General features: G+C 41.1%; 23 protein-coding genes. 15 read left to right on the forward strand and 8 right to left on the reverse strand.

What is annotated here, in order from left to right; all coding sequences use genetic code 11:
* Window positions 1–110: 110 nt before the first annotated feature.
* The 4 genes from pdsR to ACSSVW_RS05120 all read left to right on the forward strand — a co-directional run bounded on the left by pdsR (window position 111) and on the right by ACSSVW_RS05120 (window position 3,462).
* Window positions 111–800, forward strand: coding sequence for a proteobacterial dedicated sortase system response regulator (gene pdsR, locus ACSSVW_RS05105; RefSeq protein WP_036970667.1), 690 nt, complete (start codon window positions 111–113; stop codon window positions 798–800).
* Window positions 800–2,932: a proteobacterial dedicated sortase system histidine kinase gene (gene pdsS, locus ACSSVW_RS05110; protein WP_454178977.1), complete on the forward strand. Its 2,133-nt coding sequence runs from the start codon at window positions 800–802 to the stop codon at window positions 2,930–2,932. Before pdsR ends, pdsS begins: the two co-directional genes overlap by 1 nt.
* 108 nt (window positions 2,933–3,040) lie before the next feature.
* Entirely contained in the window at window positions 3,041–3,202 is a 162-nt protein-coding gene (locus tag ACSSVW_RS05115) for a hypothetical protein (protein ID WP_454178978.1), read from the forward strand.
* Between the two features lie 50 nt (window positions 3,203–3,252).
* Window positions 3,253–3,462 carry a hypothetical protein gene (locus tag ACSSVW_RS05120; RefSeq protein WP_036970671.1) on the forward strand — a complete coding sequence of 70 codons (210 nt, stop codon included), beginning with the start codon at window positions 3,253–3,255 and terminating at the stop codon, window positions 3,460–3,462.
* An 8-nt stretch (window positions 3,463–3,470) separates the two neighbouring features.
* Here the strand turns inward: ACSSVW_RS05120 and ACSSVW_RS05125 are convergent, their stop codons facing one another.
* From ACSSVW_RS05125 to ACSSVW_RS05140, 4 genes are read right to left on the reverse strand one after another with little or no spacing between them, the layout of a single operon-like run.
* Window positions 3,471–3,971 (reverse strand): DUF1543 domain-containing protein, encoded by a 501-nt coding sequence (locus ACSSVW_RS05125; RefSeq protein WP_074988889.1) that lies wholly within the window; start codon window positions 3,969–3,971, stop codon window positions 3,471–3,473.
* Between the two features lie 36 nt (window positions 3,972–4,007).
* Window positions 4,008–5,351, reverse strand: a complete 1,344-nt coding sequence (locus tag ACSSVW_RS05130; protein WP_065978059.1) for a sigma 54-interacting transcriptional regulator — start codon at window positions 5,349–5,351, stop codon at window positions 4,008–4,010.
* Between the two features lie 2 nt (window positions 5,352–5,353).
* Window positions 5,354–5,881: a hypothetical protein gene (locus ACSSVW_RS05135; RefSeq protein WP_454178979.1), complete on the reverse strand. Its 528-nt coding sequence runs from the start codon at window positions 5,879–5,881 to the stop codon at window positions 5,354–5,356.
* A 1-nt stretch (window position 5,882) separates the two neighbouring features.
* Window positions 5,883–7,340, reverse strand: a complete 1,458-nt coding sequence (locus ACSSVW_RS05140; protein ID WP_118844039.1) for a HAMP domain-containing sensor histidine kinase — start codon at window positions 7,338–7,340, stop codon at window positions 5,883–5,885.
* A gap of 312 nt (window positions 7,341–7,652) precedes the next feature.
* Here ACSSVW_RS05140 and ACSSVW_RS05145 point away from each other — a divergent pair, with 312 nt between their 5' ends.
* From ACSSVW_RS05145 to ACSSVW_RS05165, 5 genes are all read left to right on the forward strand, one after another.
* Window positions 7,653–7,880 (forward strand): EF-hand domain-containing protein, encoded by a 228-nt coding sequence (locus tag ACSSVW_RS05145; protein ID WP_036970684.1) that lies wholly within the window; start codon window positions 7,653–7,655, stop codon window positions 7,878–7,880.
* 9 nt (window positions 7,881–7,889) lie between these two features.
* Window positions 7,890–8,117, forward strand: a complete 228-nt coding sequence (locus ACSSVW_RS05150; protein WP_065978056.1) for an EF-hand domain-containing protein — start codon at window positions 7,890–7,892, stop codon at window positions 8,115–8,117.
* Window positions 8,118–8,235: 118 nt separating this feature from the next.
* Window positions 8,236–8,469, forward strand: coding sequence for an EF-hand domain-containing protein (locus ACSSVW_RS05155; protein WP_075594530.1), 234 nt, complete (start codon window positions 8,236–8,238; stop codon window positions 8,467–8,469).
* 4 nt (window positions 8,470–8,473) lie between these two features.
* Window positions 8,474–8,707: an EF-hand domain-containing protein gene (locus ACSSVW_RS05160; RefSeq protein ID WP_065978055.1), complete on the forward strand. Its 234-nt coding sequence runs from the start codon at window positions 8,474–8,476 to the stop codon at window positions 8,705–8,707.
* Window positions 8,708–8,812: 105 nt separating this feature from the next.
* Window positions 8,813–10,459: an amidohydrolase gene (locus ACSSVW_RS05165; RefSeq protein ID WP_036970692.1), complete on the forward strand. Its 1,647-nt coding sequence runs from the start codon at window positions 8,813–8,815 to the stop codon at window positions 10,457–10,459.
* A 1-nt stretch (window position 10,460) separates the two neighbouring features.
* On the opposite strand, the gene ACSSVW_RS05170 is transcribed toward ACSSVW_RS05165, so the two are convergent.
* The gene (locus ACSSVW_RS05170; protein ID WP_036970694.1) at window positions 10,461–10,694 is read right to left on the reverse strand and encodes a YgjV family protein; all 234 of its coding nucleotides are present in this window, start codon (window positions 10,692–10,694) and stop codon (window positions 10,461–10,463) included.
* A 267-nt stretch (window positions 10,695–10,961) separates the two neighbouring features.
* Between ACSSVW_RS05170 and ACSSVW_RS05175 the strand changes: the two genes are divergently transcribed.
* Together ACSSVW_RS05175 and ACSSVW_RS05180 are read left to right on the forward strand one after the other, a co-directional pair.
* Entirely contained in the window at window positions 10,962–11,618 is a 657-nt protein-coding gene (locus ACSSVW_RS05175; protein ID WP_036970695.1) for a Crp/Fnr family transcriptional regulator, read from the forward strand.
* A 359-nt stretch (window positions 11,619–11,977) separates the two neighbouring features.
* Complete coding sequence (locus ACSSVW_RS05180) at window positions 11,978–13,894, forward strand: hypothetical protein (RefSeq protein WP_421419347.1); 1,917 nt, start codon at window positions 11,978–11,980, stop codon at window positions 13,892–13,894.
* A 673-nt stretch (window positions 13,895–14,567) separates the two neighbouring features.
* Here the strand turns inward: ACSSVW_RS05180 and ACSSVW_RS05185 are convergent.
* Together ACSSVW_RS05185 and pepB are read right to left on the reverse strand one after the other, a co-directional pair.
* Window positions 14,568–15,134 carry a phosphoribosyltransferase gene (locus ACSSVW_RS05185; protein WP_036970696.1) on the reverse strand — a complete coding sequence of 189 codons (567 nt, stop codon included), beginning with the start codon at window positions 15,132–15,134 and terminating at the stop codon, window positions 14,568–14,570.
* A 193-nt stretch (window positions 15,135–15,327) separates the two neighbouring features.
* A complete protein-coding gene (pepB, locus tag ACSSVW_RS05190; RefSeq protein ID WP_036971743.1) occupies window positions 15,328–16,623 on the reverse strand; it encodes an aminopeptidase PepB in 1,296 nt (431 codons plus the stop codon).
* Between the two features lie 161 nt (window positions 16,624–16,784).
* Here pepB and sfsA point away from each other — a divergent pair, with 161 nt between their 5' ends.
* Window positions 16,785–17,504, forward strand: a complete 720-nt coding sequence (gene sfsA / locus ACSSVW_RS05195; protein ID WP_074988886.1) for a DNA/RNA nuclease SfsA — start codon at window positions 16,785–16,787, stop codon at window positions 17,502–17,504.
* Here the strand turns inward: sfsA and ACSSVW_RS05200 are convergent.
* The gene (locus tag ACSSVW_RS05200) at window positions 17,494–20,043 is read right to left on the reverse strand and encodes a penicillin acylase family protein (protein WP_454178980.1); all 2,550 of its coding nucleotides are present in this window, start codon (window positions 20,041–20,043) and stop codon (window positions 17,494–17,496) included. The two genes, sfsA and ACSSVW_RS05200, sit on opposite strands and share 11 nt — an antisense overlap.
* A 147-nt stretch (window positions 20,044–20,190) precedes the next feature.
* Here ACSSVW_RS05200 and ACSSVW_RS05205 point away from each other — a divergent pair, with 147 nt between their 5' ends.
* The 3 genes from ACSSVW_RS05205 to gluQRS all read left to right on the forward strand — a co-directional run bounded on the left by ACSSVW_RS05205 (window position 20,191) and on the right by gluQRS (window position 22,800).
* Window positions 20,191–21,180 carry an AraC family transcriptional regulator ligand-binding domain-containing protein gene (locus tag ACSSVW_RS05205; protein WP_454178981.1) on the forward strand — a complete coding sequence of 330 codons (990 nt, stop codon included), beginning with the start codon at window positions 20,191–20,193 and terminating at the stop codon, window positions 21,178–21,180.
* A 211-nt stretch (window positions 21,181–21,391) separates the two neighbouring features.
* Entirely contained in the window at window positions 21,392–21,835 is a 444-nt protein-coding gene (gene dksA / locus ACSSVW_RS05210) for an RNA polymerase-binding protein DksA (RefSeq protein WP_036970706.1), read from the forward strand.
* A gap of 20 nt (window positions 21,836–21,855) precedes the next feature.
* Window positions 21,856–22,800, forward strand: a complete 945-nt coding sequence (gene gluQRS / locus ACSSVW_RS05215) for a tRNA glutamyl-Q(34) synthetase GluQRS (protein WP_454178982.1) — start codon at window positions 21,856–21,858, stop codon at window positions 22,798–22,800.
* The last annotated feature ends 64 nt before the right edge of the window (window positions 22,801–22,864 follow it).

Below are 22,864 nucleotides of genomic sequence, written 5' to 3' on the forward strand. Positions count from 1 at the left end.
TGAGCAATTGTGGCAGAAAAATGGCAATCGCATTTTTGCCAGTACGCACAGTAAAATTTTCGGTATAGTGTATTCATAGTGCTGACTATGAAGCTAAATAAGTAGGAAGAATGAAGAAAATAGCCATTGTCGAAGATGAAACAGCCATCCGCGAAAACTACACTGAAATGTTGAGCGCACAAGGCTATCAAGTCATTGGGTTTGCTGACCGAGCAAGCGCAGAGCTGTCGTTTAGCCAGTCATTGCCAGATTTGGCCATCGTGGACATTGGCTTAGCGCATGAAATTGATGGAGGGTTTTTATTATGTCAAACATTACGGTCGCTCTCGAAAACCTTGCCTATTATCTTTTTAACCGCGCGTGATAGTGAAATTGATACGGTCTGTGGCCTGCGCATGGGCGCTGATGACTACTTAACAAAAGATATCAGTATGGCGCACCTTGCCGCACGAATTGGGGCTTTATTCAGACGCTTAGATGCACTTGAACAACCGGCTAATCAAGATGCGCTACTGCATCGTGGTCTATTAAAATTAGATAGCCAGCGTATGCAAGTGTTTTGGCACGATCAGCTTGTTGACTTGACGGTGACTGAGTTTTGGATGGTGCATTCACTTGCGCAGCGTCCAGGGCATGTAAAAAGTCGCAATGAATTAATGAGCGATGCAAAAATTTATGTCGATGACAGTACGATTACTTCCCACGTTAAGCGTATCCGAAAAAAGTTTATTGCCTTAGATAATAGCTTCGATTGTATCGACACAGTGTACGGTATGGGTTATCGCTGGGAGCAAGCTTGATGCTCAGATTTGGTTTGCGCAGTAAGTTTATTTTACTGTCTTGCTTTTTGTTTTTACTACCTTGGCTTGGCTATGAATATGTTTGGGAAATGGAAAAGTTTTTAAGGCAGGGCCAAGAAAAAACACTCGTAGGCACCACACGAGCCCTGGCAACAGCGTTACATGAACGGCCAGCCTTATTCGACTCGCAAACCAATTTTTTAGATCAGGTCGTTAAAGGCCGTGATTTATATGCCTATAACCTCAGCAACCCGATTCAACTTGATGGCAAACTTGCTGATTGGCAACCCTATAGGGCACTTTTTTGGCATTACGATAAACGCTACTTACAACGTGTAAACCCCGCGCACGAAGACGCTGATTTAGCATTTAATCATATGGTTGGTAAGTACGAAAACTATTTGTATGCAGTCTTTGAGGTGCGTGATAGCTCGTTGGTGTATCGCGCTAAAAATACGCTCAGTATTACGCGCAATGATCACTTACAAATCATGTTAAAGACCCCCGAAGGTGAATTTAAGCATTACGTGATTGCTGCTCGCCAAGATGGCTGGGTTAATGCCTTTGACGCTATCAGCCGCGAGCCTGTTACAAAGATTCAAGGCTATTTTCAAAGTACAGAAACAGGCTATAACATTGAACTGCGCTTTCCATTAAGCATGCTTGGCAACAAGCTGGGATTTGCAATTGAAGATTGGGATGATGACAAAGTTGAGCCTCAACTTATGTCAACGTCTAACCTACTCAACCCCAACGACATTGGCTCGGTGCTTGTGCCTTCACCAGAGATAAACCGTATTTTAAAAGGGATGGGCCATAGCGGCAGTCGAATTTGGGTAGTCGATAGCCACCATCGCGTACTCGCACAAGCGGGGTCTATACATCACGCTGATGGTGTCTGGGCAGATGGACTCACAGATAAACCGGCAACAACATGGTGGCAACAATTTGAGCGTGATTACTTGCATCCGCTTTATTACCAAATACTAACTCGCCCTGAAAATGAGTTTATTGATACTTTGCATGATGTGGCCGCTATGCAAGGCACGCATATCGCCAGTGCATTAAACGGGAAACCTGCTTCATCGTGGCGCTTAACTCCCGATAGCAAGGCGGTGATCTTATCAGCAGCCTACCCGATTTGGATTCAAGATAAGGTCATTGGTGCTGTTATCGCAGAAGAAACCACCAATGGTGTGCGTACTCTTCGTAATAAATCGCTCGAGAAACTATTTAACGTTATTTTAGCTGTCATGCTAGTCGGTACTGTCACCTTATTCTTTTTTGCATCACGGATCTCAAGCCGTATTCGTCGTTTACGTGATAACGCTGAGCAAGCTATTGATGCACAAGGCCGAATTACAGGCAAAATAACGTATACCGATTCAAATGATGAAATTGGTGATCTCTCACGTAGTTTTGCCAATATTGTCAGCCGCTTAAGTGGTTATACCGATTACCTTGAGAATATGTCATCACGCCTTTCTCATGAATTACGTACCCCTGTTGCGGTGGTGCGCTCATCGCTTGAAAACTTACAAATGCAGCCGCAATCTGAGTTTAGTCAAAAATACCTCGCGCGCGCCAGCGAAGGCGTTGAGCGACTAGGTAAAATAATAACCACAATGAGTGAAGCAACACGCCTAGAACAAAGCATTCAAAATGTGGAAGCTGAGACGTTTGATCTCACTCAAGTGATCACTGGCTGCATGCAAGGTTACCAAATTACTTATGGCGAGAAATTATTTAATTTATCACTTTATGAATCACCACTGCCCCTGCGAGGGGCCCCGGAGTTTATTGCCCAACTTCTTGATAAACTGATTAATAATGCGCTCGAGTTTAAATCTCCTGACAGCCAAATAACGGTGAGTTTAGCTAAATACGAACAGCACGCTATTCTAAAAATTGTGAACCAAGGCCCTTTGTTACCAGAGGGCTTAGTAGATCATATATTTGATTCGATGGTATCAGTGAGAACTCAAGAGCATCAGCAACAACCCCATTTAGGATTAGGCTTGTATATTGTTCGTTTAATTTGTGATTACCATGAGGGACAGGTCAAGGCTGAAAATCTCGCAGATGATAGCGGCGTGGTGTTCACTGTAAGTTTGCCTATAAAACAACGATGACAGCGTTACACTTGATAACAATTTAATGCTTAGTTATTCACCAATAATTCAGATTAGCGGGCTTAGTATATTGTACTATAAAAGGCAAATTTGACTCGAGGGGGCATCATGCAATCAAGGTTACAACGTGAAGAAATCGAATTCATAATGGCACTTTATAATTGTAATGATGTAACAGATAAACCCGCAGAGCCTAAAAAGCAACCAAAGAAAATACCGACTAAAAAAGTTGATACAGCGCAATATAAGTCACCAAGTTATTTGACCTAGCTTAACTTAGCTCATTACAATGCCCCACCATTGAAATTTGACCTTATGTAATGAAAAATCACTCGCCAAAAAAAGAGTTAATCTTATTGCCTGTTTTGTTTGTGGCAATCTTGTTATGTGTTGCTGGGCACTTTTTACTTCAGCCTAACTACCAAGATAGCCATACTGTAGAATATTTACTTGCTGCACTCCCTTTTGCACTGTTTGCTTTAGTCATCATTGCTTTTAAGGTTGCCAGTAAAAGCGAGAATGATGACTAATTAATTCACTATAAAACGTGATAGCCAAACCAATCGGGTTTCATCGCTTGAGAGTGCCCACTTGGTGTTAGCTTAAGGGTCAAGTTGCTATCGAGTAAATCGATAGCAAAACAATCATCTACGTCATGTAAATCATCTTTGTGCAAATGTGTCAGCCCTGCAAGCAAAGAGTCTTTAGCACGTTGCTTTGCTTCCTCACTGCTGCGCGCAACATACAATGCAAAATCATGTTGTTCGGCAAGACTGTCTGCTCGATACGCGCCTAAATTAACAAAATAAAGCTTTTCAGGTTGCTCGTGAGCCCCTTCTATCACCTCTACTTTGTAACCATCAATGTGCTGAATATGCATGAAGCTATCCATGTGCACACTGCCTTTGTCACCCACCCACTGCGCTTTTAGCTTTGAGTAGGTGTCTTCAATTTTATCACCAACAACAAATCGAACATCGTGCATTTCGATATGACAGCCTTGTATACGACCACCAAGGTAAACTAAATAAAGCCCCATGCGCTTTCCTTTTTTTGCATCTAGGTTTTGTTGTATCTAGATTAAATTTTCTACATTAATGTTGTGTTTTTTAATTAGTTTATAAAAATCTGAGCGATTTCGTTTTGCAAGCTTTGCAGCCTCTGCGACATTGCCGGCTGCCATTTTTAGCGTATTTATTAAATAGTCACGCTCAAACTCTTTTTTAGCATCGTTTAATGATAATGGCTCTGCATTACTTACATTACTATTGAGCGCGCTTTCAACTAGCTGTACCGCAATTACATTACCTGGGGTCAGCGCGACAACTTGTTCAATCACGTTTTGTAACTGACGAATATTACCAGGCCAGTCATAACGCACCAATGCATGCATTGCGTCATTAGCAAAACGCTTTTCATCTTGATTCATACGTTTTGCTATTACGCTTGCAAAGTGCTGTGCCAGCAAGCTTATGTCTTCCCGTCTTTCACACAAAGGAGGAAGCTTTAAGTTCACCACATTGAGTCGGTAATACAAATCTTCACGAAACAATTGGTTATTAATCGCTTCAGGTAAGTTTTTATGCGTTGCCGATACTATCCGTACATCAATAGGAATTTCTTCTTGAAATCCCACGGGACGAATTGTTTTTTCTTGCAATACACGTAATAGCTTTACTTGTAAATTCAGAGGCATATCACCTATTTCGTCAAGAAAAAGGGTACCACCTTGAGCCTGTTGAAACAAACCCTGGTGATCTTTTACCGCCCCAGTAAACGCACCTTTTTTATGACCAAATAATTCTGATTCTAACAACTCACCTGGTACAGCCCCACAGTTAATTGCAACAAAAGGCCCATCACTAACGTGACTATGCTGATGAATCGCCTGTGCTAATAACTCCTTACCTGTGCCACTCGCCCCTGAAATTAATACATTAACATGCGTTGGCCCAAGTAACTTTACTTGCTCAAGGAGGTGTAACATGGCACCGCTGCGCGTAACTATGTTTGTTTGCGTTGGAGTTTCATCACCATGCACACCATGGATCTCGATTGCTTTGGCGAGGCTATCAAATAACTCATCTTTATCAACTGGCTTGGTAATAAACGCAAAGATCCCCTGCTTAGTTGCTTCAACTGCATCGGGGATAGAGCCATGCGCTGTCATCATAATGACTGGCATAGACGGATAGCGACTTTGCAACTGGCGGTGCAGCGCCATACCGTCCATTTCATCCATACGTAAGTCGGTAATCACAGCATCAAAGGTTTGCATTTTTAATTGCTGCAGCGCAGCCAGACCACTCTCAACCGTGCTAACTTGATACCCTTTTGATTCGATTCTAATTGCAAGTAATTTCAGTAAACTTGCATCGTCATCAACCAACAATATGCGTGGTTTTGTTATCTCAGCCATGGTTACTGCTCCTTAGTTTCTTCGCGTAACAGCAATTGTTGTTCAATTGTCGCCAGTGACGACAACGTTTTTTCCATTTTTTCTGTTAAGGCCTGCTTGGCTTGCTTGGCCTTTAGACTATGTTGAACACTTTGTTTTTGTAGCCATAAATACTGTTTTATATCATCAGGCCAATAATAAGCTTGATCACTGCTTTCCAGTAATGCTAATGCTTGTTTAGGTTCTGAGGCACTGTGTATACATAAATATTTAAATAAACTGATCAACTCTTTTTGCCCTACATACGTCTGCTTCTGCGGCGTACTTTTAAAGCCACCGCATTGCTCTGCATGCCATGCAATAACCAAACGTGCAGGCGGATACACAGGCTCGCTTTTAGGCCTTGGTTTAGGATTAGGTTGCTCCTTTGGTGTTAGCTGTGTTTTATGCTCTTTTTGTGCTGTCGATGATGTTGGCTGTGTTAACGCACACCCGGTCAAAAATACAACGAGTACAGCGGGTATAAAACTGGCTTTATTTACGAAGCCCATATCAGTTAACTCCTTGGGTTACTTGAATTGGTAATGTCACTGTAAATCGACAGCCTTGCGGTTCATTATCAGCAATATTAAGTGTGCCTCTCAGTTGCTCAACCGTTTCTTTCACTATTGTGAGGCCAAGACCACTGCCCATTTCAGTTTGCTCTTTGGCATTTTTCCCCTGATAAAAGGCACCAAAAACAGCGGTCTTTTCAGAATCAGCAATGCCTTTACCGACATCACTGACCGTCACTTGAAGCTGAGTGTGTTTATAACGAGCTTCGACCGTGACAACGCCTTGTTCAGGTGAAAATTTCAAGGCATTGGAAATGAGTTGCACAAGCATCATTTCTAACAACTCGGAAGAAATATACATCGCTTTTGAGGGAAGTTCATTTACCCATATTAACGACTGATTTCGCGCAATTAAACGATGTTCAAAGTGACGCTCAATATTCGATTTCATACTATTGAAGTTAAGCTCTGTGACACTCTCTTTACTGGTACGAATCGCGTTATAATTTAATAAGCTTTCAATCATCACTCGTAAACGCGCCATACTCTGTGTAATTAGCTCAAGGACAGCTTGCTGCTCGCTATTAATTGGGCCAACAATTTCATCAGCGAGTAAATCAGTGCCTTCAACCATGGAGGCAAGCGGTGTTTTTAATTCGTGAGTAACATGACGTAAAAAGGTGTCTTTTTGTTGCTCTAGCATATGCAGCTGCGCTTGCACCCACTCTAATTTATTACCTAACTCAACTAGCTCCGATGAGCCTCGTACAGAAATTTTCTGCTGCCAATGACCTTGACCTAGTTTATCTATTACACTTGTTAGTTCACCTAAACGGCCACTGATCCGCCATAAAAACCCACCACTTACTAATAATGTGAGTGGAATTAATGCAATCAACCAGTTTATAAACGACGCTTGAAGCGCCTTTAATTGCTGTTGATTCTTGGTGATCCGTAATTCATTTTGATCACGTAGCCACACCGTTTGCTCTGCAATAAGTTTGCTTGCTGGGGCAAATAATTCACCATCTTGTTTTTGCTCTGCAACTAAGTGTTGCTGGGCAAAGTTGAGTACTTCTGCCAATTGCTGCCACTGCGCCACATACTCTGTCGATGGACTAAGAAAAATAAGCTCATCAATACTTTGCAGCGATGACTGCCACTTATTTTCAATTAAGGTATCGAGTGATTCACTTTTTAAAACCCAGTTTTGTCTTGTTGCTCTTTCTAGGCTATTTAAATCTTGTTTTAAACTATTAAACGCCTTTGTAACTAAATAATTATCGCTGACAATTTTTTGTGTCACAGCCAATTGTTTATTCAGTGCGTTTAGAAACACGATCACAACCAACGATAAAGGCAGCAAAGACAACAAAGTGCTAAAAACAAACTGGCCAATTAAACTGGGCCGCCAATCGAGCGCATGTTTAAATTTATTCGCAACGAGACCTTGCATACTGATCCTTTTCAACGTGACAGAAGATGATTATTAGATAAATAACTTAGACACTCGCTGAATCCAGCCTATATAACAGCACTTTTTAACCAATAAATGCTTTTTTGTTGCTAATCAGCAACAATATAACTCTCTGTTTTAAAATGAATAATCCTTTAGAACCCAAAAAACGTTGCAAAAAAGACACAACTCTTTGTAAGTATTGCTGAGCAAATCACTCGGGGAATATATAAACCATTGATATTAAATGAATTTTAAAATTGGCATTGTTTTTGTTTATACCGTAATAAGTTATAGATTTTAGGAAACAAAATGAAAACGATGGCCTGTATTTCAATCATGCTTGCCAGCTTAGTATCAATAAGCTCATACGCGCTTGATCTCAACGAGACGTTTAATGAACTTGATAAAGACAGTAATGGCGCGCTAAGTGAGTCTGAAGCATCTGAGGACGCACTGTTACATGGCAATTTTTCTCAAATTGATAGTAATGAGGATGGCCAAATTTCATTTCCAGAGTTTCAGTCGTTTATTCAATAGGAGATTGTTATGAAACAACTTATCGCTGCCTTTTCGCTGATATTTTTGGCTATCAGTGCGACCGTTTTGGCATCTCAAATGGATGTTCGTTTTACTAAGTTTGATAGCAATGCAGACAATGCAATTTCACTTTCTGAAGCCAATGAACACCCTGAGCTAATTAAGCAATTTACTGATCTTGATACAAATAATGATCAGCGATTATCTGAACAAGAGTTTGAAAAATTCAAACCTTAACCTCTTAAAGTGCTTGCCATAATCCCAGAGGGAGCGTGTAAACGGATTTAAATTTTGGGATTTAAATTATGGCAAGCACTTTTCCCAAAAAGGATTTTACTTTCTGAGGAGTTTTATTATGAAAATTGCGACACTTGCTTCATGCACTTTAATTACTATAAGCTTCAATACCTTAGCATTAGATGTTAAGCAGCGATTTGATCATTTAGACAAAGATAAAAATGGTTATTTAAGTGTTGAAGAGCTTGCATCTCAGCCACACTTGCAAAAGCACATGGCTAAATGGGATACAGACAACGATCAGCAAATATCACTCCTTGAATTTAAGCACTACTTAACAAACAAGAGTTAAAGCAATGTCAAAATACACTTTCGCCAGTCTTATAATCTGTGGTTTATATAGCAGTATGGTTTTTGCAACAGAAAGTATTGGAGAAAAATTTAAACAACTCGATCGTAATGAAGATGGCTTCTTAAGCCGTTCTGAATCTGCACGAGACCCCGCTCTGTGGTCTCGTTTTAAAAGTTACGACAGCGATAAAGACAATAAGTTATCGTTCGCTGAATTTAATGAATATGCTAGCAAATAATGCTGAGGGTGCGAGTCACCCTTTTGCACGTTTTAATTACCTAATTATTTGCAGTTTACAGCAACTCTGATACTGTTTTTATAAATCAATAAAAATAAGAATAGTATGAAACTCATTATCAGCTTACTCGCAACTGCATCGATATCTTGCTTCGCTAACACTACCGTTATTTATAACGTAAATGGTTACACACCAACCTATCAAGGTCAGACACAGCAATTTTCAACCTTAGTCTTTAAAGATGGAAAAGTTGTCAAAACAGGCGATGATTCCCTTAAGGCTAGTTTTCCTGATGCGACAACGATCGATGGTAAAAAGGCAACACTGCTGCCCGGGCTTATTGATGCACATGGTCATATAATTGGGCTTGGCAATAACTTGTCACAACTGGATGTTAGAAATACCCAATCTGTCGATATGGTCGGTAAAATGTTGGCCGAATTCGCTAAAGATAAACAAGGTTGGATAATTGGCCGAGGCTGGAACCAAGAACATTGGCCTGGCGGTCAATTTCCTACGGCAGCAGATTTAGACAAATACGTAAAAGACAAGCCTGTTGTGCTGTCTCGCGTTGATGGTCATGCCGTGTGGGTCAATTCAAAAGCAATGGCGTTGGCTGGCATAACGGCGCAAACAGATACGCCCTCTGGAGGCGAAATAATTAAACTTCCTTCGGGTCAGCCATCAGGGGTGTTTATTGATAAAGCAGAAACATTAGTAACGCAACACATCCCCAAGACAGATCACGCGAGTATCAATCGCGCACTTGATAACGCCGGTAATCACCTACTCAGTTTAGGCATTACATCAGCACACGATGCAGGTATAGACTACGATACGTGGCAAGTGTATAAACAGCGTGCAGAACACAATAATCTGCCTGTTAGAATTGTTGCTATGCTCAGTGCTGGCGATCCAAAGCTCGAAACCATGCTTAAAGCTGGTCGCTATAAAGATATGAACGACATGCTCTCCATTGGCAGTGTAAAAGTCTATGCAGATGGTGCATTAGGCAGTCGAGGCGCTGCATTAATTAATGAGTACGCTGATCGCAAAAACCATCATGGCTTAATGCTCGAAACGCAAGAAAAACTTGAACAACTTTTTACCTTAAGTTTTTCACACGGCTTTAGCGCGAATACCCATGCGATTGGCGACCAAGCAAATAAAACCGTTTTAGATGCTTATGAAAATGTCTTCAAGAAGTCGGGAGGCATTTTATTACGGAACCGCATTGAACACGCGCAAATTGTGTCGCCAAACGATATTCCTCGCTTTAAAGCGTTAAAAATTATTCCTTCCATGCAGCCTGTTCATGCGACTTCTGATATGCACATGGCTGAGCAGCGTCTGAACGAAACACAGTTGACGGGTGCCTATGCGTGGAAAACATTTTTATCACAAGGCTCCATTATTGCGGCAGGCTCTGATTTCCCCGTTGAACTTGCTGACCCATTCGATGGCTTATACTCAGCAATTACACGCATGGACCATAACCAACTTCCTGAAGGAGGTTGGCGTCCTGAAGAGTTACTGTCACGTGATGAAGCACTAAGAGCGTTTACATTGGGAGGCGCTTACGCTGCCCATCAAGAATTTAAAGTAGGAAGTTTAGAACAAGGAAAATGGGCTGACTTTATTTTAATCAATAAAGATTATTACACGGTGCCGCTCGCTGACGTTCACGCTATAAAAGTACAGCAAACCTGGCTGGCTGGTGAGCTTAAATATACACTTGAAGACGAAAATTAAATTACTTTTTAGCGTCAACTGTCGGTTGACGCTTTAATTTTATAATATGGTAGATATTTACGAAGGTAAGCAAGCCATTGGTAAATGCCACAGGTACGGCATCAATTGCTACACCATAAAGAGTAAATGCGATACAGCCTGCTAAGTTAAACCAACGAAGCTTCATAACATCGCTCATTGTTAAAGAAGCGACCAATAATGCAGATGCTAAATAGCCTAAATATTCCCAACTCAATTGTTCTCTCCTAGGCTTTAGGTTAGCATTAGAGTTTGTCATTTTTAGACTCACTCATTGCTCACTTTGACAATGAAAATAAAAAAGCTAACTTACTAAAAACCTTGTAAAGCCTGAGAATTAACCCGACTTTAAAATCATTACACGGGAAATGAAGGTATGAGTAACGTGAACACCTTACTAGTAAGTTAGCATAAATTCTTAGAATCTTAATGCTAGCGTCATTAAGATGTAATAAATAGGACAATTGTCCGAAGAGCGGCGTTAATGTTTCAATATCATTTTTCAAGCTACCTTGTTGATCAATTACTCACTTTTGCAGGGAGTCGTTTTCAACAAGCCAAAAAAGAAGTGCTGATCCATCAAGATCAACCACTTTCCAAACTCGTATTAGTGAGAAGTGGTACCGTTTCGTTTAGTTACGATGTCGGTAATGGTCGCCGCCTTTTGCTCGGTCAACTTGACTGTAATAATACATTAATTGGTGAGATTGAAGCTCTTAACAACCTCCCTTGTATCTACACAGTAACGTGTTTCAGTGATGTTAGTTACAATCTCATTGAGCTTAAACATTGGCGCGCACTACTTTTAGAAAAACCAGAACTGAGTTTATACACAGCACAAACAATAGCCGCTAAGTTTCAAGAGAACCAAAAAATCAACCTAGACAAATTGCTATTACCCTTAAGCTATAATATTGCTAAAGATTGTTTATTAAGAGCTGAAAATAATAACCCAACACTGCTTAGAGCCTACCCAACAGTGAATGCTGAAGCTGAACGTTTTGCCACCACCGAACGTGCCTATCGACGTGTTGTGACTGAGCTTGTAGAAAAGGGCTTAGTAAAACGCAGCAATCAAGGTTTACAAGTGGTCGACATAGACAAACTGAGTGATTACGTAGACAGTTTTTCGCAGTTATAAACTTGTTACATAATCTGTTATTATGCTTTACAATTACGCAGGCAAACTGAAATTAATAGTCAGCATGAGTTCAGTTGCATAAACTATAAATATTCATAGAGTTGAGCTTTTTAATAGCTGTGCTCTGTATTATAATTCGGCAAAGCGAAATGTGCCGCCCACAGTGTTTGAAGGACGAGACAAAACTTTCTTATTCTATTAATGAAAGTATATATAATGTTCACTTGACGTATATATAATGTACGCTTATCCTTCAATAACAGATAACCATGTGTGGCGTATTTCGGTGCACAAACCGGTACTATTTGCTCTAATAAAAGTCTGATTACTTTACGATAAAGGAAAGAAAGGTAACGATTATGGGAAACAATGAATTTAAACTAACAAAGCTAGCGCTAGCGTTAGGTGTCACTCTAAGCTTAAGCGGTTGTTTTAGTGATAACGACGACAACACAACTGTACCAAAGCCTCCAGTACCAACGCAAGATGTAGCTGTTCCACCGACTGCAGTTGAGACGCAAGCTGGTGCTATCTCAGTTAGCTTACTGGATGCGACAGGTCAACCTTTAGCAGACACTGTTACAGCTACTATAACTTTTACATCACCTGAAGATGGACTTTTAAATGTAGCTGGTGAAGCGCTTGCAGATGCAGATAAATCAACAACAGCAGGAACATTCTCTTTCACCGTTGGTTCTATTCCTGCAAATGGTATTACGTATGACTATGTTGTTTCTGCAGATGGTTACTTAAACAACTCAGGTTCTTTAACTGTTACAACGGCAGAAAATGTATCGGCAGAAGAAATTCGTTTAACTCCACGAACTCTTGCTAACTCTGATATTGCAATTGTTGCTGAAACAAAGACTCTTGAATCACTTGTGCCTGCAGGTGAAAACACAACTGTTTCTTACGATCCAACTACTGGTCTAAGCATTTCGGGTGATAAAACTGAAATTGAACTACCGCAGTCAATCAATAAAGCTGGTGTTGCTGTTGGTGGTACAACAGTAAAAATTAAGAATGGCACTCAATTCTTAACTAAAGACGGTACAGCTCTAACATCAGCTCCACAAATGACCGTAGCTTATTTCGCGAATGAAGCAACTCGAAATGACACTGAAACTGAAGCTGACGCTACAGAAAACTCTTCGCTTGACGCTTTCCCTGGTGGTTTAGCTCTTTCAGTTGCAAATCCTGATGGCACTGATTCAACTGTGGATGGTTCATTTACCTCAGGTGGCTTTGTTGCAATCGAGTTAGTCGATGACGAAGGCAATAAAGTTAGTACTTTTGGTCCTGGAAATTCTATCACTGTAGCAATGCAAGTTGATAAAAATACTTCTAATCCATGTCCAGTCTCTTTACCTGCAGGCACAACTGATGTTGCAACTTTCGCTGAAGCAAATGGTTACAGTAAAGGCACTTGTACTTTAACTGCCCCTACCGCTAGAAAATTAGCTGTTGGTGATATCTTCCCAGTGTGGAGCTATGACGAAGATGCAGGTAAATGGTCATTTGAAAGCTACGGTGAAGTTAAAGATAATGGAAGCGCAGACACATTTGACGTAACTGTTGATGTTAACCACTTATCTTACTGGAACTTAGACTACTTCAACAACAATCTATGTTCTAGCCTTCAGTTTGACATTGTTGATAGTAATGACCAGCCTAATGCAGGCCGTTACACTCTTCTTCTTGAGACAAACGGTTATCGACGCAATATAGGCCAATTAAAAGCCAATACAGGTGATTATTCACAAGCTAATATCGCTAATCCTCCTGCGTTCCCTGTGAATATCAAGATCCGTCAGAATGGCAAAAACGTGTTAGATGGTTTAGCCAGTAATTCAGATGGCACAGCCTCTAAATTAAGTGTAAATAATTTATGTGACTTGAACGGCGAAACATTAAAGCTTACATCTACATCACCTAATAAAGTTTCTAAATCTGTCACTACACAACTAGTATGTAGCAACACAGAAGACTTTGATGTAAACACCGCTCCAGTGCCTACACCAACAACATCATTGTTGTATTCTGGTAATAGAGTTGTAAATGCATACTACGGAGAGGGTGCAACCTTCAACGTTTCACTTGAAGAAGGTGCTAGCTACACTATTCGTTACTATGACTATGTTAACAATGCGTGGCTATCTCAAGCTCTTGCAGTTAACACTACCGCTGTTGCGCTTAATATCCCAACAGTATGTGAAGTTGTAGAACAACCAATTACTGGTGGTTCAGGTGGTTCAGGTGGTTCAGGCGGTAACTAATCCACGAGTTTAATCCAATTAGACTAAATAAAACCGCGCATTGTGCGCGGTTTTTTATTACATCAATATCACCTGCCGAAAAGAAGCTTTTGACACTAAGGCTCTACTTTATAAAACCCCATAAAAATTATCATGTTGAACAACAGTACCATGAGTTTTATTCTCTTGAACATGTGAGCATGCTAAATGTGCTTGCTGATCTTTAACATTCTAATAGTTCCCTAAAATAATTCGGTAAAATTGAGGTTTCAGAGCGGTGCTGTATACACCCTAAAAAGACAAGAGATAAATTAAATACACTCCCGAAGCACTAACTTTTTTTTCTCATCAACAACAACGAATAGCAACTGGGACTAGTAGCAAACAAGGCTAAATAACAAAAAGCGATCTTCAACAAGCACTATCAAATGATACCAATTCGCTTAATTAAGTAAGAAATTTTGAGGCGATAAAACTTCGTTGATAATAAAGCAAAATTTCGGTATTTTGTTGTTCTCGGCGATTGCTCCTACATTGCTCTACCTCCTGCATCCATACAGTCGTAAATCAGAAATTTTTAGCCTAGTAGTGACCAATTTAATCTCTAAAATGATTAAGTATTATTGCGAATTGGTGTGAGAACTGAATACAAAAAAGACCCTAAACAGGGCCTTTTCATGCATTTTTTAAAAACTTACTTTTTGAGCAGTAAATCGTGGATATTGGCTAAATCCGATTTACCTTCAATAATTTCATCCGGTGTTAAGCCTGAAAGCTCGTGAGGGAACACCAGCCACTCGTCAGACTCATGAATATAATAATCTGGCACCATGTCTACCTTTGAGTTTTTAGGCTTGTAGTAGGGGCAAGCAACGCGAATATCGCGTGGTAAGTTTAAGCGCATTAATTCAGATAACTTTTCTTTTAATGCAAAAATACTGCGGCCAGAATCAAAAACATCATCCACAATAAGCAATGAGTCACCCGCATTTGCATTTTCAATAATATAATGCAGGCCGTGTACTTTAATTTCTTTCGATTGCTGATTGATACCGTAATACGATGATGTACGAACAGCAATGTGGTCTGTCTCTATGCCTTTGTAATCGTAGTATTCTTGTACTGCAATACCAATTGGAGCGCCACCACGCCAAATACCAATGATGAAATCAGGACGAAAACCATCGTCATAAACTTGTGCCGCAACACGAAATGAATCTTCGAGAAGCTGCTGCGCAGTGATATAGCACTTATCTGACATAAATAGAAACCCCAGTGTGAATTGATCATCCAAGTGTAGTTAATGAAATATAAACTAACCACTTGATGAGAAAATGTGGGGCGAGATTTTATACTATATTGTGCGAAAAATCTTGTATCCGTTTGTAAAATTACCAAAAACAAAAAACGCCCATAATCGGGCGTTTTTACTTATTTAGTTAGCAAACTGGTTACTACGCTTTCTCTAATAACGTTCTTGCTACTGTGCGCATCCCTTGAGTTGTTGCACCTGCAGCCCACTCGCTTGTGCTACCCATATTAAATGCTGCTGCAAGGTCAATATGAACCCATCCCTTGCCATCATTTGGCACAAAGCGAGATAAGAAACCAGCCGCATTCGATGCACCACCATAACCACCGCCTTTTTGTGGGCGACTGTTTGCAGTATCAGCATATGGTGAAGGGCAATTTTGTTGATGCCACTTCTCAAGCGGTAATGGCCAAGCGCCTTCCATTTCTTGCTCTGCAAAGTCTTGCACTTCACGGACAAACTCTTTATCAAGGCCAAATAGTGCGTTGTACTCTTGACCAACAGCCACCAGTGCAGCACCGGTTAGCGTTGCTGCATCAATAATTAATGGCGCACCGGTTTCACCCGCAGCCATTAGGCCATCAGCAAGCACTAGACGGCCTTCTGCATCGGTATTAACAATTTCAACTGTGGTGCCATTTTTATAGGTAAGAATATCACCTAGTTTATATGCATGGCCTGAAATTAAGTTTTCAGCACAACATAGGAATAATTTAATGCGCTTATTAACGCCACGGTTAATCGCAAGTGCTAAACCAGCCGTTACGGTTGCTGCACCGCCCATGTCACACTTCATGCCTAGCATGCCTTCACTTGGCTTAATAGAGTAACCGCCAGAGTCAAATGTAATACCTTTACCAACAAGCGCAGCAGCCACTGGCGCCGTTTCGTCACCCGTAGGGTTGTAGTCTAGCTCAAGTAGTACAGGTGGGCGCTCACTACCACGACCAACCGCATGAATACCAATCCATTGCTGCTCAAGTAATGCATCCCCTTTAATGATTTGATAGCTAACATGCTCAGGTGCTAATGACTGAATAAACTCAGCCGCTTTACCAGCAAGGCTTTCAGGGAAAATATCATCAGCGGTCCCATTGATCATTTGACGAGCCCAAGTCGCTGCTTGCGTTAAAGAAGCCAGCTCTTTGCTGTCTGTTTTTGCATTCTCGGCAAATTCAACTGCGTCTAAATTCTTTGGTGAAACAAAGCCTTGGTAAAAAGCCCACTGTGTTTCTGTGCACCAAACATCACCCGTTAGCGCAATATTTTTTAAACCTTGATTCGCTAACGTACGCGCTGCTTTCTGAACGTTTTTAAGTGTATCTTGTTCAGTTAAATGAATAGTTGCGCCTTGTTCAGTAAAAGAAAGAGAGGCTTTATCACCCCAATGTGCGGCAGCAGCCTGCTCGCTTAGTTGAACTAAAAATTTTTCCGACATGTTAGAATACTCTTTTTGCGCTAAAAATTGTTCACTGAGTTTACTACAGGCTACGTCAGTTCCCAACCGCTTGCGATAAATAACGCCTTAAATGACAACGAAGGTGCACTCTGCTTGGTTATTCACTTACAATATAGAAAAGCTCAAATAAAAACAAAATAATGAAATTTAATCCTCCATTACAATCAGCCACTTTATTAAAGCGCTATAAGCGATTTTTAGCTGATTTAGTCACGCAAGATAATCAACAATTTACAGCACACTGCGCCAATACAGGCAAAATGACAGGCTGTGCCGAGCCAGGTTTTAACGCGTTTTACTCAACCAGTGATAACCCAAAACGTAAATACCCGCAATCGTTACAACTCACCCAAAATCAGCATGGGCATTTAATTTGTGTTAATACTGCAGTTGCTAATCAAGTCGTTCAAGAAGCTCTCGAAAATCATCTTATCAAGCAGCTTGATGGCTACGATACACTGCAAGCTGAAGTGAAATACGGTCAAGAGAATAGCCGCATCGATTTTTTATTAACGGCTGAAAACGCCGCTCATTGCTATGTTGAGGTTAAGTCAGTGACCTTGCTATCAGAAGAAAAGCCAGAAACTGGTCAAGGTTACTTTCCTGATGCTAAAACAGTGCGAGGACAAAAGCACCTGCGCGAGTTAATAGAAATGGTGCAACAGGGGCACCGAGCTGTTTTGCTTTTTGCTGTATTACATCAAGGAATTAATACAGTCAGTGGCGCATCACATATAGATGCTAAATACAGCGAACTATTAGTACACGCCGTTGACTGTGGTGTAGAAGTATATGCTTATAAAGCAGAGATTTCAGCCAGTCACATTGTACTGGCTGAAGAAGTGCCGTTTATTGCTTAGTCATTGAGATATCAATTTCATCGATCAGATTTTGTTCTATATCTGCTTCTTTGTAGTATAACGGTCTGAGTTTTGCTGTTTGAGAATAATAACGGCTTTGATCATCAAAGTGCTCTGAACGTGAATCAGAGCTCTGTGACATGGTTAATAATCCTTTAGCAACCGGTCCATCCTCAGTAAAATTCATCACAAACATCCAGCTTGAGCCATAGTTCACAGGGTAGCCTTGCGCTGATAAATTTGACGCTAAAGGTTGGCCTGTAACTGCATCCGGTAATGTTTGATAATCAGCATAAGGTATCAGAGTAGAGCGTGTTAAATTACTTCTATCGTATCTGAAAACATTAAAGCCTCCCTCAACATGCATCGGCCCAGCCCATGAAAGCTGCTCACCTGAAGCATGCCCTCCGGCCAGTGATTTTTCTACGAACTGAAGCTCAGCTAAAGTACTTGTTAATGGCACCCCATTCGCCTGCACATTTAACATAGCGTGCGCCAGCGCTTTTAATGCAACTTTATCTTGGCGTAGAGTATGAGGCGTATTAGCCGGGTCTGTAACATCAAAGTTGTTATATAAGTGTGCTGAAGGATTAAATAGATGCGCAAACTCACGGATCAATGCAGCACCTTCTGTATCTAAGTTCATAGCACCATTCCAGTTAGCAACGATATCGCAGGCAGGACTAATATCCACGTCAATACCCGCTGAAACTTGCACCGGTGTATTTCCTTGGGCAATACATTGTGAGGCTAAATCGGTAAACACCAGTTCACCTAAGTAGATGCGATTGCCAATTAATGCCTGTTCTAATTCATCAAGTGTAAATTTACCGTCTTCTCCCCCGCCTTCTTGCAATAACTTCAGACCCATTCTTGTTCTTAGTGATAAAGGCTTATGTACATCACCATACTGAGCAGCAAAACCAAGTAAAGGCTGTTTTAAGTTTGTCACCCAATAACTATCATTCGAGTTTTGTACATAGTCTGTCCGCGTAAGCTGGGGTGCTTCAGAAAAAGGCACTTTACCTTGGCTTTCAAAAAGCTTCATGTTGCCAGGCACCAAATCAAAGCCCGTTGATTCCCTCAAAGCAACGAGCTCAGGCTGCAAACGAATTGCTAGGTTAGCAGTGTCATCTAATTTAAGCACTGTGCTGTCATCAACGTAAAAAACAGTGCCCGTTTTATCTGTTGCCATCGTATTGTTGAACGACACCCCATCAAACTGAGCGAATGACGCTTTCATATCATCAAGACTCACGGCTTGGTTGAGTGCTGACCACTGCGCTACAACATCCATATTAAATTCATTGGCATCTTTTATGGTAAATGCTTGAGTGTCATTCCAGCCTAACCCTCTTTCAGCAGGCGTTTCTAGCATCAAACCATGGTGGCTGTAATAAAATGGTTTTGTAAGCTCAATCGTTGTGTTTGGCCCCACAGCAACCTCCACCGTTACCATTTTACTGGTAATAGTGTGTTGCTCACCCTCAACACCATAACTCATGCGATCATTTTCATTTAATGCGAGCTGATAAATTAAAAAGTGACGTGCCGTCGAGAAGGTGTGCGTCCAGGCCACATGTTCATTAAAACCTATATTAATAACGCCAGGCATGCCTTGCAGGCTCCCACCCATCACATTCATGGCACCAGGGACTGTTAAGTGTGACTGCCAAAAACGCAAATTTCCTTCATGAGGAAAATGTGGATTTGCTAATAATCCGCCCTGACCGTTGGCCATCATCTCTTTACCCAGCCCCCAGCCATTTGAGCCCAAGTGCTCAAATTTCTTCTCTAACTTAAATTGCTTTGCTTGCTGATTTATATTTTTAACAAGGCTCGAAACGGCACTCGGTTCACTACCACTTGGCACAGGCAAATACTCATCACCATCACCTGGGTTTGCAAAAAATGCTAATTCTAAAAAGTTAGCTGAGCTTGCAAGTTGCACTGTCGCCATTGAATAAGCCAGCATATCTTGAGCCGTTAAGCTAATAACCCAAGGCTGAGATGCACATTCAGGCGCTAAATTTTCAGCCCCCGTATCAGTCACATATTTATTGAAGCCCTGCACAAACCCTTCAAAATGAGCACGACTTGTTTCATCTAATTCAGCATAATGTTCCGCCGCATACTCATTTACACCTAGTGCTTTATAACCAAAATCAGAGATTAAGTGTTTTGAATCACCACTCCCCGCAACTTGATCAGGGCCATAGTATTTAGCACGCTCGCCGCGGGTTTTAATTATTTGATCCATTAATAAACACGCATGATCTTTTGCATAAGCATAGCCACTGCCAAATGCCAAGCTTTCAAGGTTTGATGCTGTAATATGTGGGACGCCATAACTTGTCCAACGAATATTGGCATCAAGCGTCTTGTTATCTGCAAAAGTAGGTATTGCGACCTTTACAACATCTTCAGGTTCGGGTGTTGTCGTAACGGGGGGCTCAACGGTTTTATTATCGTTATCTGAGTTACAACCTACAGCAAGAAATGCGGCTGCAATGCTGAACATTATTGGATGAAGTTTCATTGTGCTTCCTTTATTATGAGTATTATATCCATCAACCAGCTTGCCTTAATTAAAAGACTAAATCTTGACCCTCCACGCAAAATATTGACTTTGCGCGCCTAGTCATGCAGCTTAACTGTTGCTAATAATAATAAAAAATGAACGACTATGTTTTATGTCAATAGCCAAATCATTCGCTCCTTGGTCTATTTCTTACAAAAACAAGGGCTTGAAAAAGAACAGCTGCATGCATTACTTGCTGAGCGCCGCTGTTATCTCAATGAAACTAGCTACCGATTTCCTGTATCAGATTACGAATCGTTAATGCATTATGCTGATACCCAGCTTAAGCAAGAGCATATAGGCCTTTTGTTTGGTCAATCACTCAAAGCACAAAGCTGGGGGCTATTGGGGCATGTCGCCTTGGTGAGTCAAAATCTTGAGAAAGCGCTGCAGCATGCGCAAAGATTAAATTCACTGGTAAGAAACATTGGTCGAATAGAGCTGAGAAAAGTGCAGCAGCAATGCCAACTGAGCTGGCATGCACGAAGCCCAATACGACATTACATGGTCGATGAACTGTTTAGTAGTTGGTTATCGTTTGCAAACCACTGCTGCCAGCAGAACGCTGAACTTGCGCTTGAAAAAGTAACCCTTACCAGACCCATTCCGAGCACTGCGAGTGTGCACATTTATCAGCATACTTTTAACTGCCCTATCGAATTTGGTGCCAAATCCAACAGCCTTATTTTTAATGAAAAACTACTTAATAGCCGTTTACACTCGCCAAACCCAGAGCTTGAACAACTCTTGTTATCGCAAGCGGGAGATTTAACGCCGTATGCAGATCATATTAATGAATTAAATGCCTTTATTGCCTGCCAATTCCCTGTTATTCCAAGTGTTGAGCAAGCCGCATTACAATTAGGCTTAAAGAAACGCAGCTTGCAGCGCTACCTCACTGGGCAGCAACTAAGCTTCACAAAGTTAATTGATCAGCAAAAAAAACAACACGCAAAACGCATGTTACTGCAAGGCTATTCAGTGCTTGAGATCAGCAATAAACTGGGATTTTCAGAGCAGAGTGCTTTACAACGCGCATTTAAACGCTGGTACGACACAACCCCCAAAAAGTTTCTCAATGAACACATGTTTTAAGTTGTAATATGATTTTTTGCCCATATAACTTAGCAAATTAAAAATTGCACGGGCCGTGTAAACGAATAAAACCGCCCATTCTTATTTTTAAAGTCGATAAGTTGGGGCATACAGGATTAATTAAAAAATAAATTTGCCTCAAACAGAAGATTCTGCTATTTATAGCCGCCGGCTAATGCTGGGCAAAATATTAAGGATTTAGGAGAAAGTTATGCCAGACCAGAAAAGACTAGGGTTATTGGCTCAGGCCGGGTTAGAGCCGTATCAGGAACAGCCGGGTGAAGAGTATATGAATGATGCACAACGTGCTCATTTTAAAACAATTTTAGAAGCTTGGCGTAACGATTTACGTAACGAAGTAGACCGTACTAAATCGCACATGCAAGATGAAGCAGCTAACTTTCCAGATCCAGTAGACCGTGCAGCACAAGAAGAAGAGTTCTCTTTAGAGCTTCGCACTCGTGACCGCGAACGTAAACTGATCAAGAAAATTGAAAAAACAATTCAATTAATCAAAGATGATGACTTTGGTTATTGTGAATCATGTGGTATCGAAATTGGTATCCGCCGCTTAGAAGCGCGTCCAACAGCTGATTTATGTGTTGACTGTAAAACGCTTGCGGAAATTAAAGAAAAACAATCAGGACGCGGTTAATTACATACATTAATTAACCTATGTCTACCACAGCCGTTAATGCGCCTATGCGCACATACAGGGGCCGTTTTGCGCCATCACCTTCTGGGCCATTGCACTTTGGCTCATTAATAGCGGCTGTGGGCAGCTTCCTTGATGCAAAATCAAATCAAGGTAAGTGGCTAGTCCGAATAGAAGACATTGACACAACCCGTGTTGTACCCGGCGCAAGCGATGACATATTACGCACTCTAGAAGCGTATGGTCTGCACTGGGACGAAGGCGTTATCTACCAAACTAAACGCCATACTGAATACCAAGCCGTTGTTGACGCACTCATTGCAAAGAACCTTGTCTACGCCTGTCATTGCACCCGTAAAGAAATCAAAGCAATGGGCGGAATATACCAAGGGTATTGCAAATCAAAACATCACCCATTAAACGATTCTGCACTGCGCTTAACTCAGCAATTTGCGACGAGTGAATATCACGACCTTATTCAAGGTCAGGTTAATATTGACAGCCGACTTGCTAAAGAAGACTACCTTATAAAACGAAGTGATGGCTTATTTGCTTATCAGCTGGTTGTCGTCGTCGATGATATTGCACAAGGAATAAGCCACGTGGTGCGTGGAGCCGATTTACTCGAGCCAACAGCAAGACAACTCAGCTTATTTAAGCAACTAGGGCAACCAGCACCTAACTACGCGCATCTACCATTGGCTGTTGCAAAGCCCGGTTTTAAATTATCAAAACAAAACTACGCACCGGCCATATCAAAACGAGCGCCAAAACCAGCATTATTTGATGCGTTTCGTTTTTTAGGTTTAAACCCAGAGCCTGCTCTATTGTCTTCAACAGTCGAAGAAATGCTTTATTGGGCAATCTCAGCCTACCGTATTGAAAACATCCCAACAGCACTCGAAATACAAGTTAGTGAGAATCCACACGCCACTTTTTGTGATTTTCAAGTCATTACAAAATAAATTGCCAATTTTAAAGGCAGAGTAACTTAATTTTTGAGCCACGCTGGTATATGATAGCGACCCA

It is taken from the genome of Pseudoalteromonas sp. MBR-15 (assembly GCF_053628915.1).

Excerpts from the sequence above, each read along its gene's own strand:
- sfsA (WP_074988886.1), top strand. The coding sequence starts at position 16,785 with ATGAAATTTAATCCTCCATTACAATCAGCCACTTTATTAAAGCGCTAT.
- dksA (WP_036970706.1), top strand. The coding sequence starts at position 21,392 with ATGCCAGACCAGAAAAGACTAGGGTTATTGGCTCAGGCCGGGTTAGAG.
- ACSSVW_RS05205 (WP_454178981.1), top strand. The coding sequence starts at position 20,191 with ATGTTTTATGTCAATAGCCAAATCATTCGCTCCTTGGTCTATTTCTTA.
- ACSSVW_RS05145 (WP_036970684.1), top strand. The coding sequence starts at position 7,653 with ATGAAAACGATGGCCTGTATTTCAATCATGCTTGCCAGCTTAGTATCA.
- ACSSVW_RS05155 (WP_075594530.1), top strand. The coding sequence starts at position 8,236 with ATGAAAATTGCGACACTTGCTTCATGCACTTTAATTACTATAAGCTTC.
- ACSSVW_RS05165 (WP_036970692.1), top strand. The coding sequence starts at position 8,813 with ATGAAACTCATTATCAGCTTACTCGCAACTGCATCGATATCTTGCTTC.
- ACSSVW_RS05140 (WP_118844039.1), bottom strand. The coding sequence starts at position 7,340 with ATGCAAGGTCTCGTTGCGAATAAATTTAAACATGCGCTCGATTGGCGG.
- ACSSVW_RS05185 (WP_036970696.1), bottom strand. The coding sequence starts at position 15,134 with ATGTCAGATAAGTGCTATATCACTGCGCAGCAGCTTCTCGAAGATTCA.
- ACSSVW_RS05180 (WP_421419347.1), top strand. The coding sequence starts at position 11,978 with ATGGGAAACAATGAATTTAAACTAACAAAGCTAGCGCTAGCGTTAGGT.
- ACSSVW_RS05200 (WP_454178980.1), bottom strand. The coding sequence starts at position 20,043 with ATGAAACTTCATCCAATAATGTTCAGCATTGCAGCCGCATTTCTTGCT.
- pdsR (WP_036970667.1), top strand. The coding sequence starts at position 111 with ATGAAGAAAATAGCCATTGTCGAAGATGAAACAGCCATCCGCGAAAAC.
- ACSSVW_RS05130 (WP_065978059.1), bottom strand. The coding sequence starts at position 5,351 with ATGGCTGAGATAACAAAACCACGCATATTGTTGGTTGATGACGATGCA.
- ACSSVW_RS05120 (WP_036970671.1), top strand. The coding sequence starts at position 3,253 with ATGAAAAATCACTCGCCAAAAAAAGAGTTAATCTTATTGCCTGTTTTG.
- pdsS (WP_454178977.1), top strand. The coding sequence starts at position 800 with ATGCTCAGATTTGGTTTGCGCAGTAAGTTTATTTTACTGTCTTGCTTT.
- ACSSVW_RS05150 (WP_065978056.1), top strand. The coding sequence starts at position 7,890 with ATGAAACAACTTATCGCTGCCTTTTCGCTGATATTTTTGGCTATCAGT.
- ACSSVW_RS05135 (WP_454178979.1), bottom strand. The coding sequence starts at position 5,881 with ATGGGCTTCGTAAATAAAGCCAGTTTTATACCCGCTGTACTCGTTGTA.
- gluQRS (WP_454178982.1), top strand. The coding sequence starts at position 21,856 with ATGTCTACCACAGCCGTTAATGCGCCTATGCGCACATACAGGGGCCGT.
- ACSSVW_RS05125 (WP_074988889.1), bottom strand. The coding sequence starts at position 3,971 with ATGGGGCTTTATTTAGTTTACCTTGGTGGTCGTATACAAGGCTGTCAT.
- ACSSVW_RS05115 (WP_454178978.1), top strand. The coding sequence starts at position 3,041 with ATGCAATCAAGGTTACAACGTGAAGAAATCGAATTCATAATGGCACTT.
- ACSSVW_RS05160 (WP_065978055.1), top strand. The coding sequence starts at position 8,474 with ATGTCAAAATACACTTTCGCCAGTCTTATAATCTGTGGTTTATATAGC.
- ACSSVW_RS05175 (WP_036970695.1), top strand. The coding sequence starts at position 10,962 with ATGTTTCAATATCATTTTTCAAGCTACCTTGTTGATCAATTACTCACT.
- pepB (WP_036971743.1), bottom strand. The coding sequence starts at position 16,623 with ATGTCGGAAAAATTTTTAGTTCAACTAAGCGAGCAGGCTGCTGCCGCA.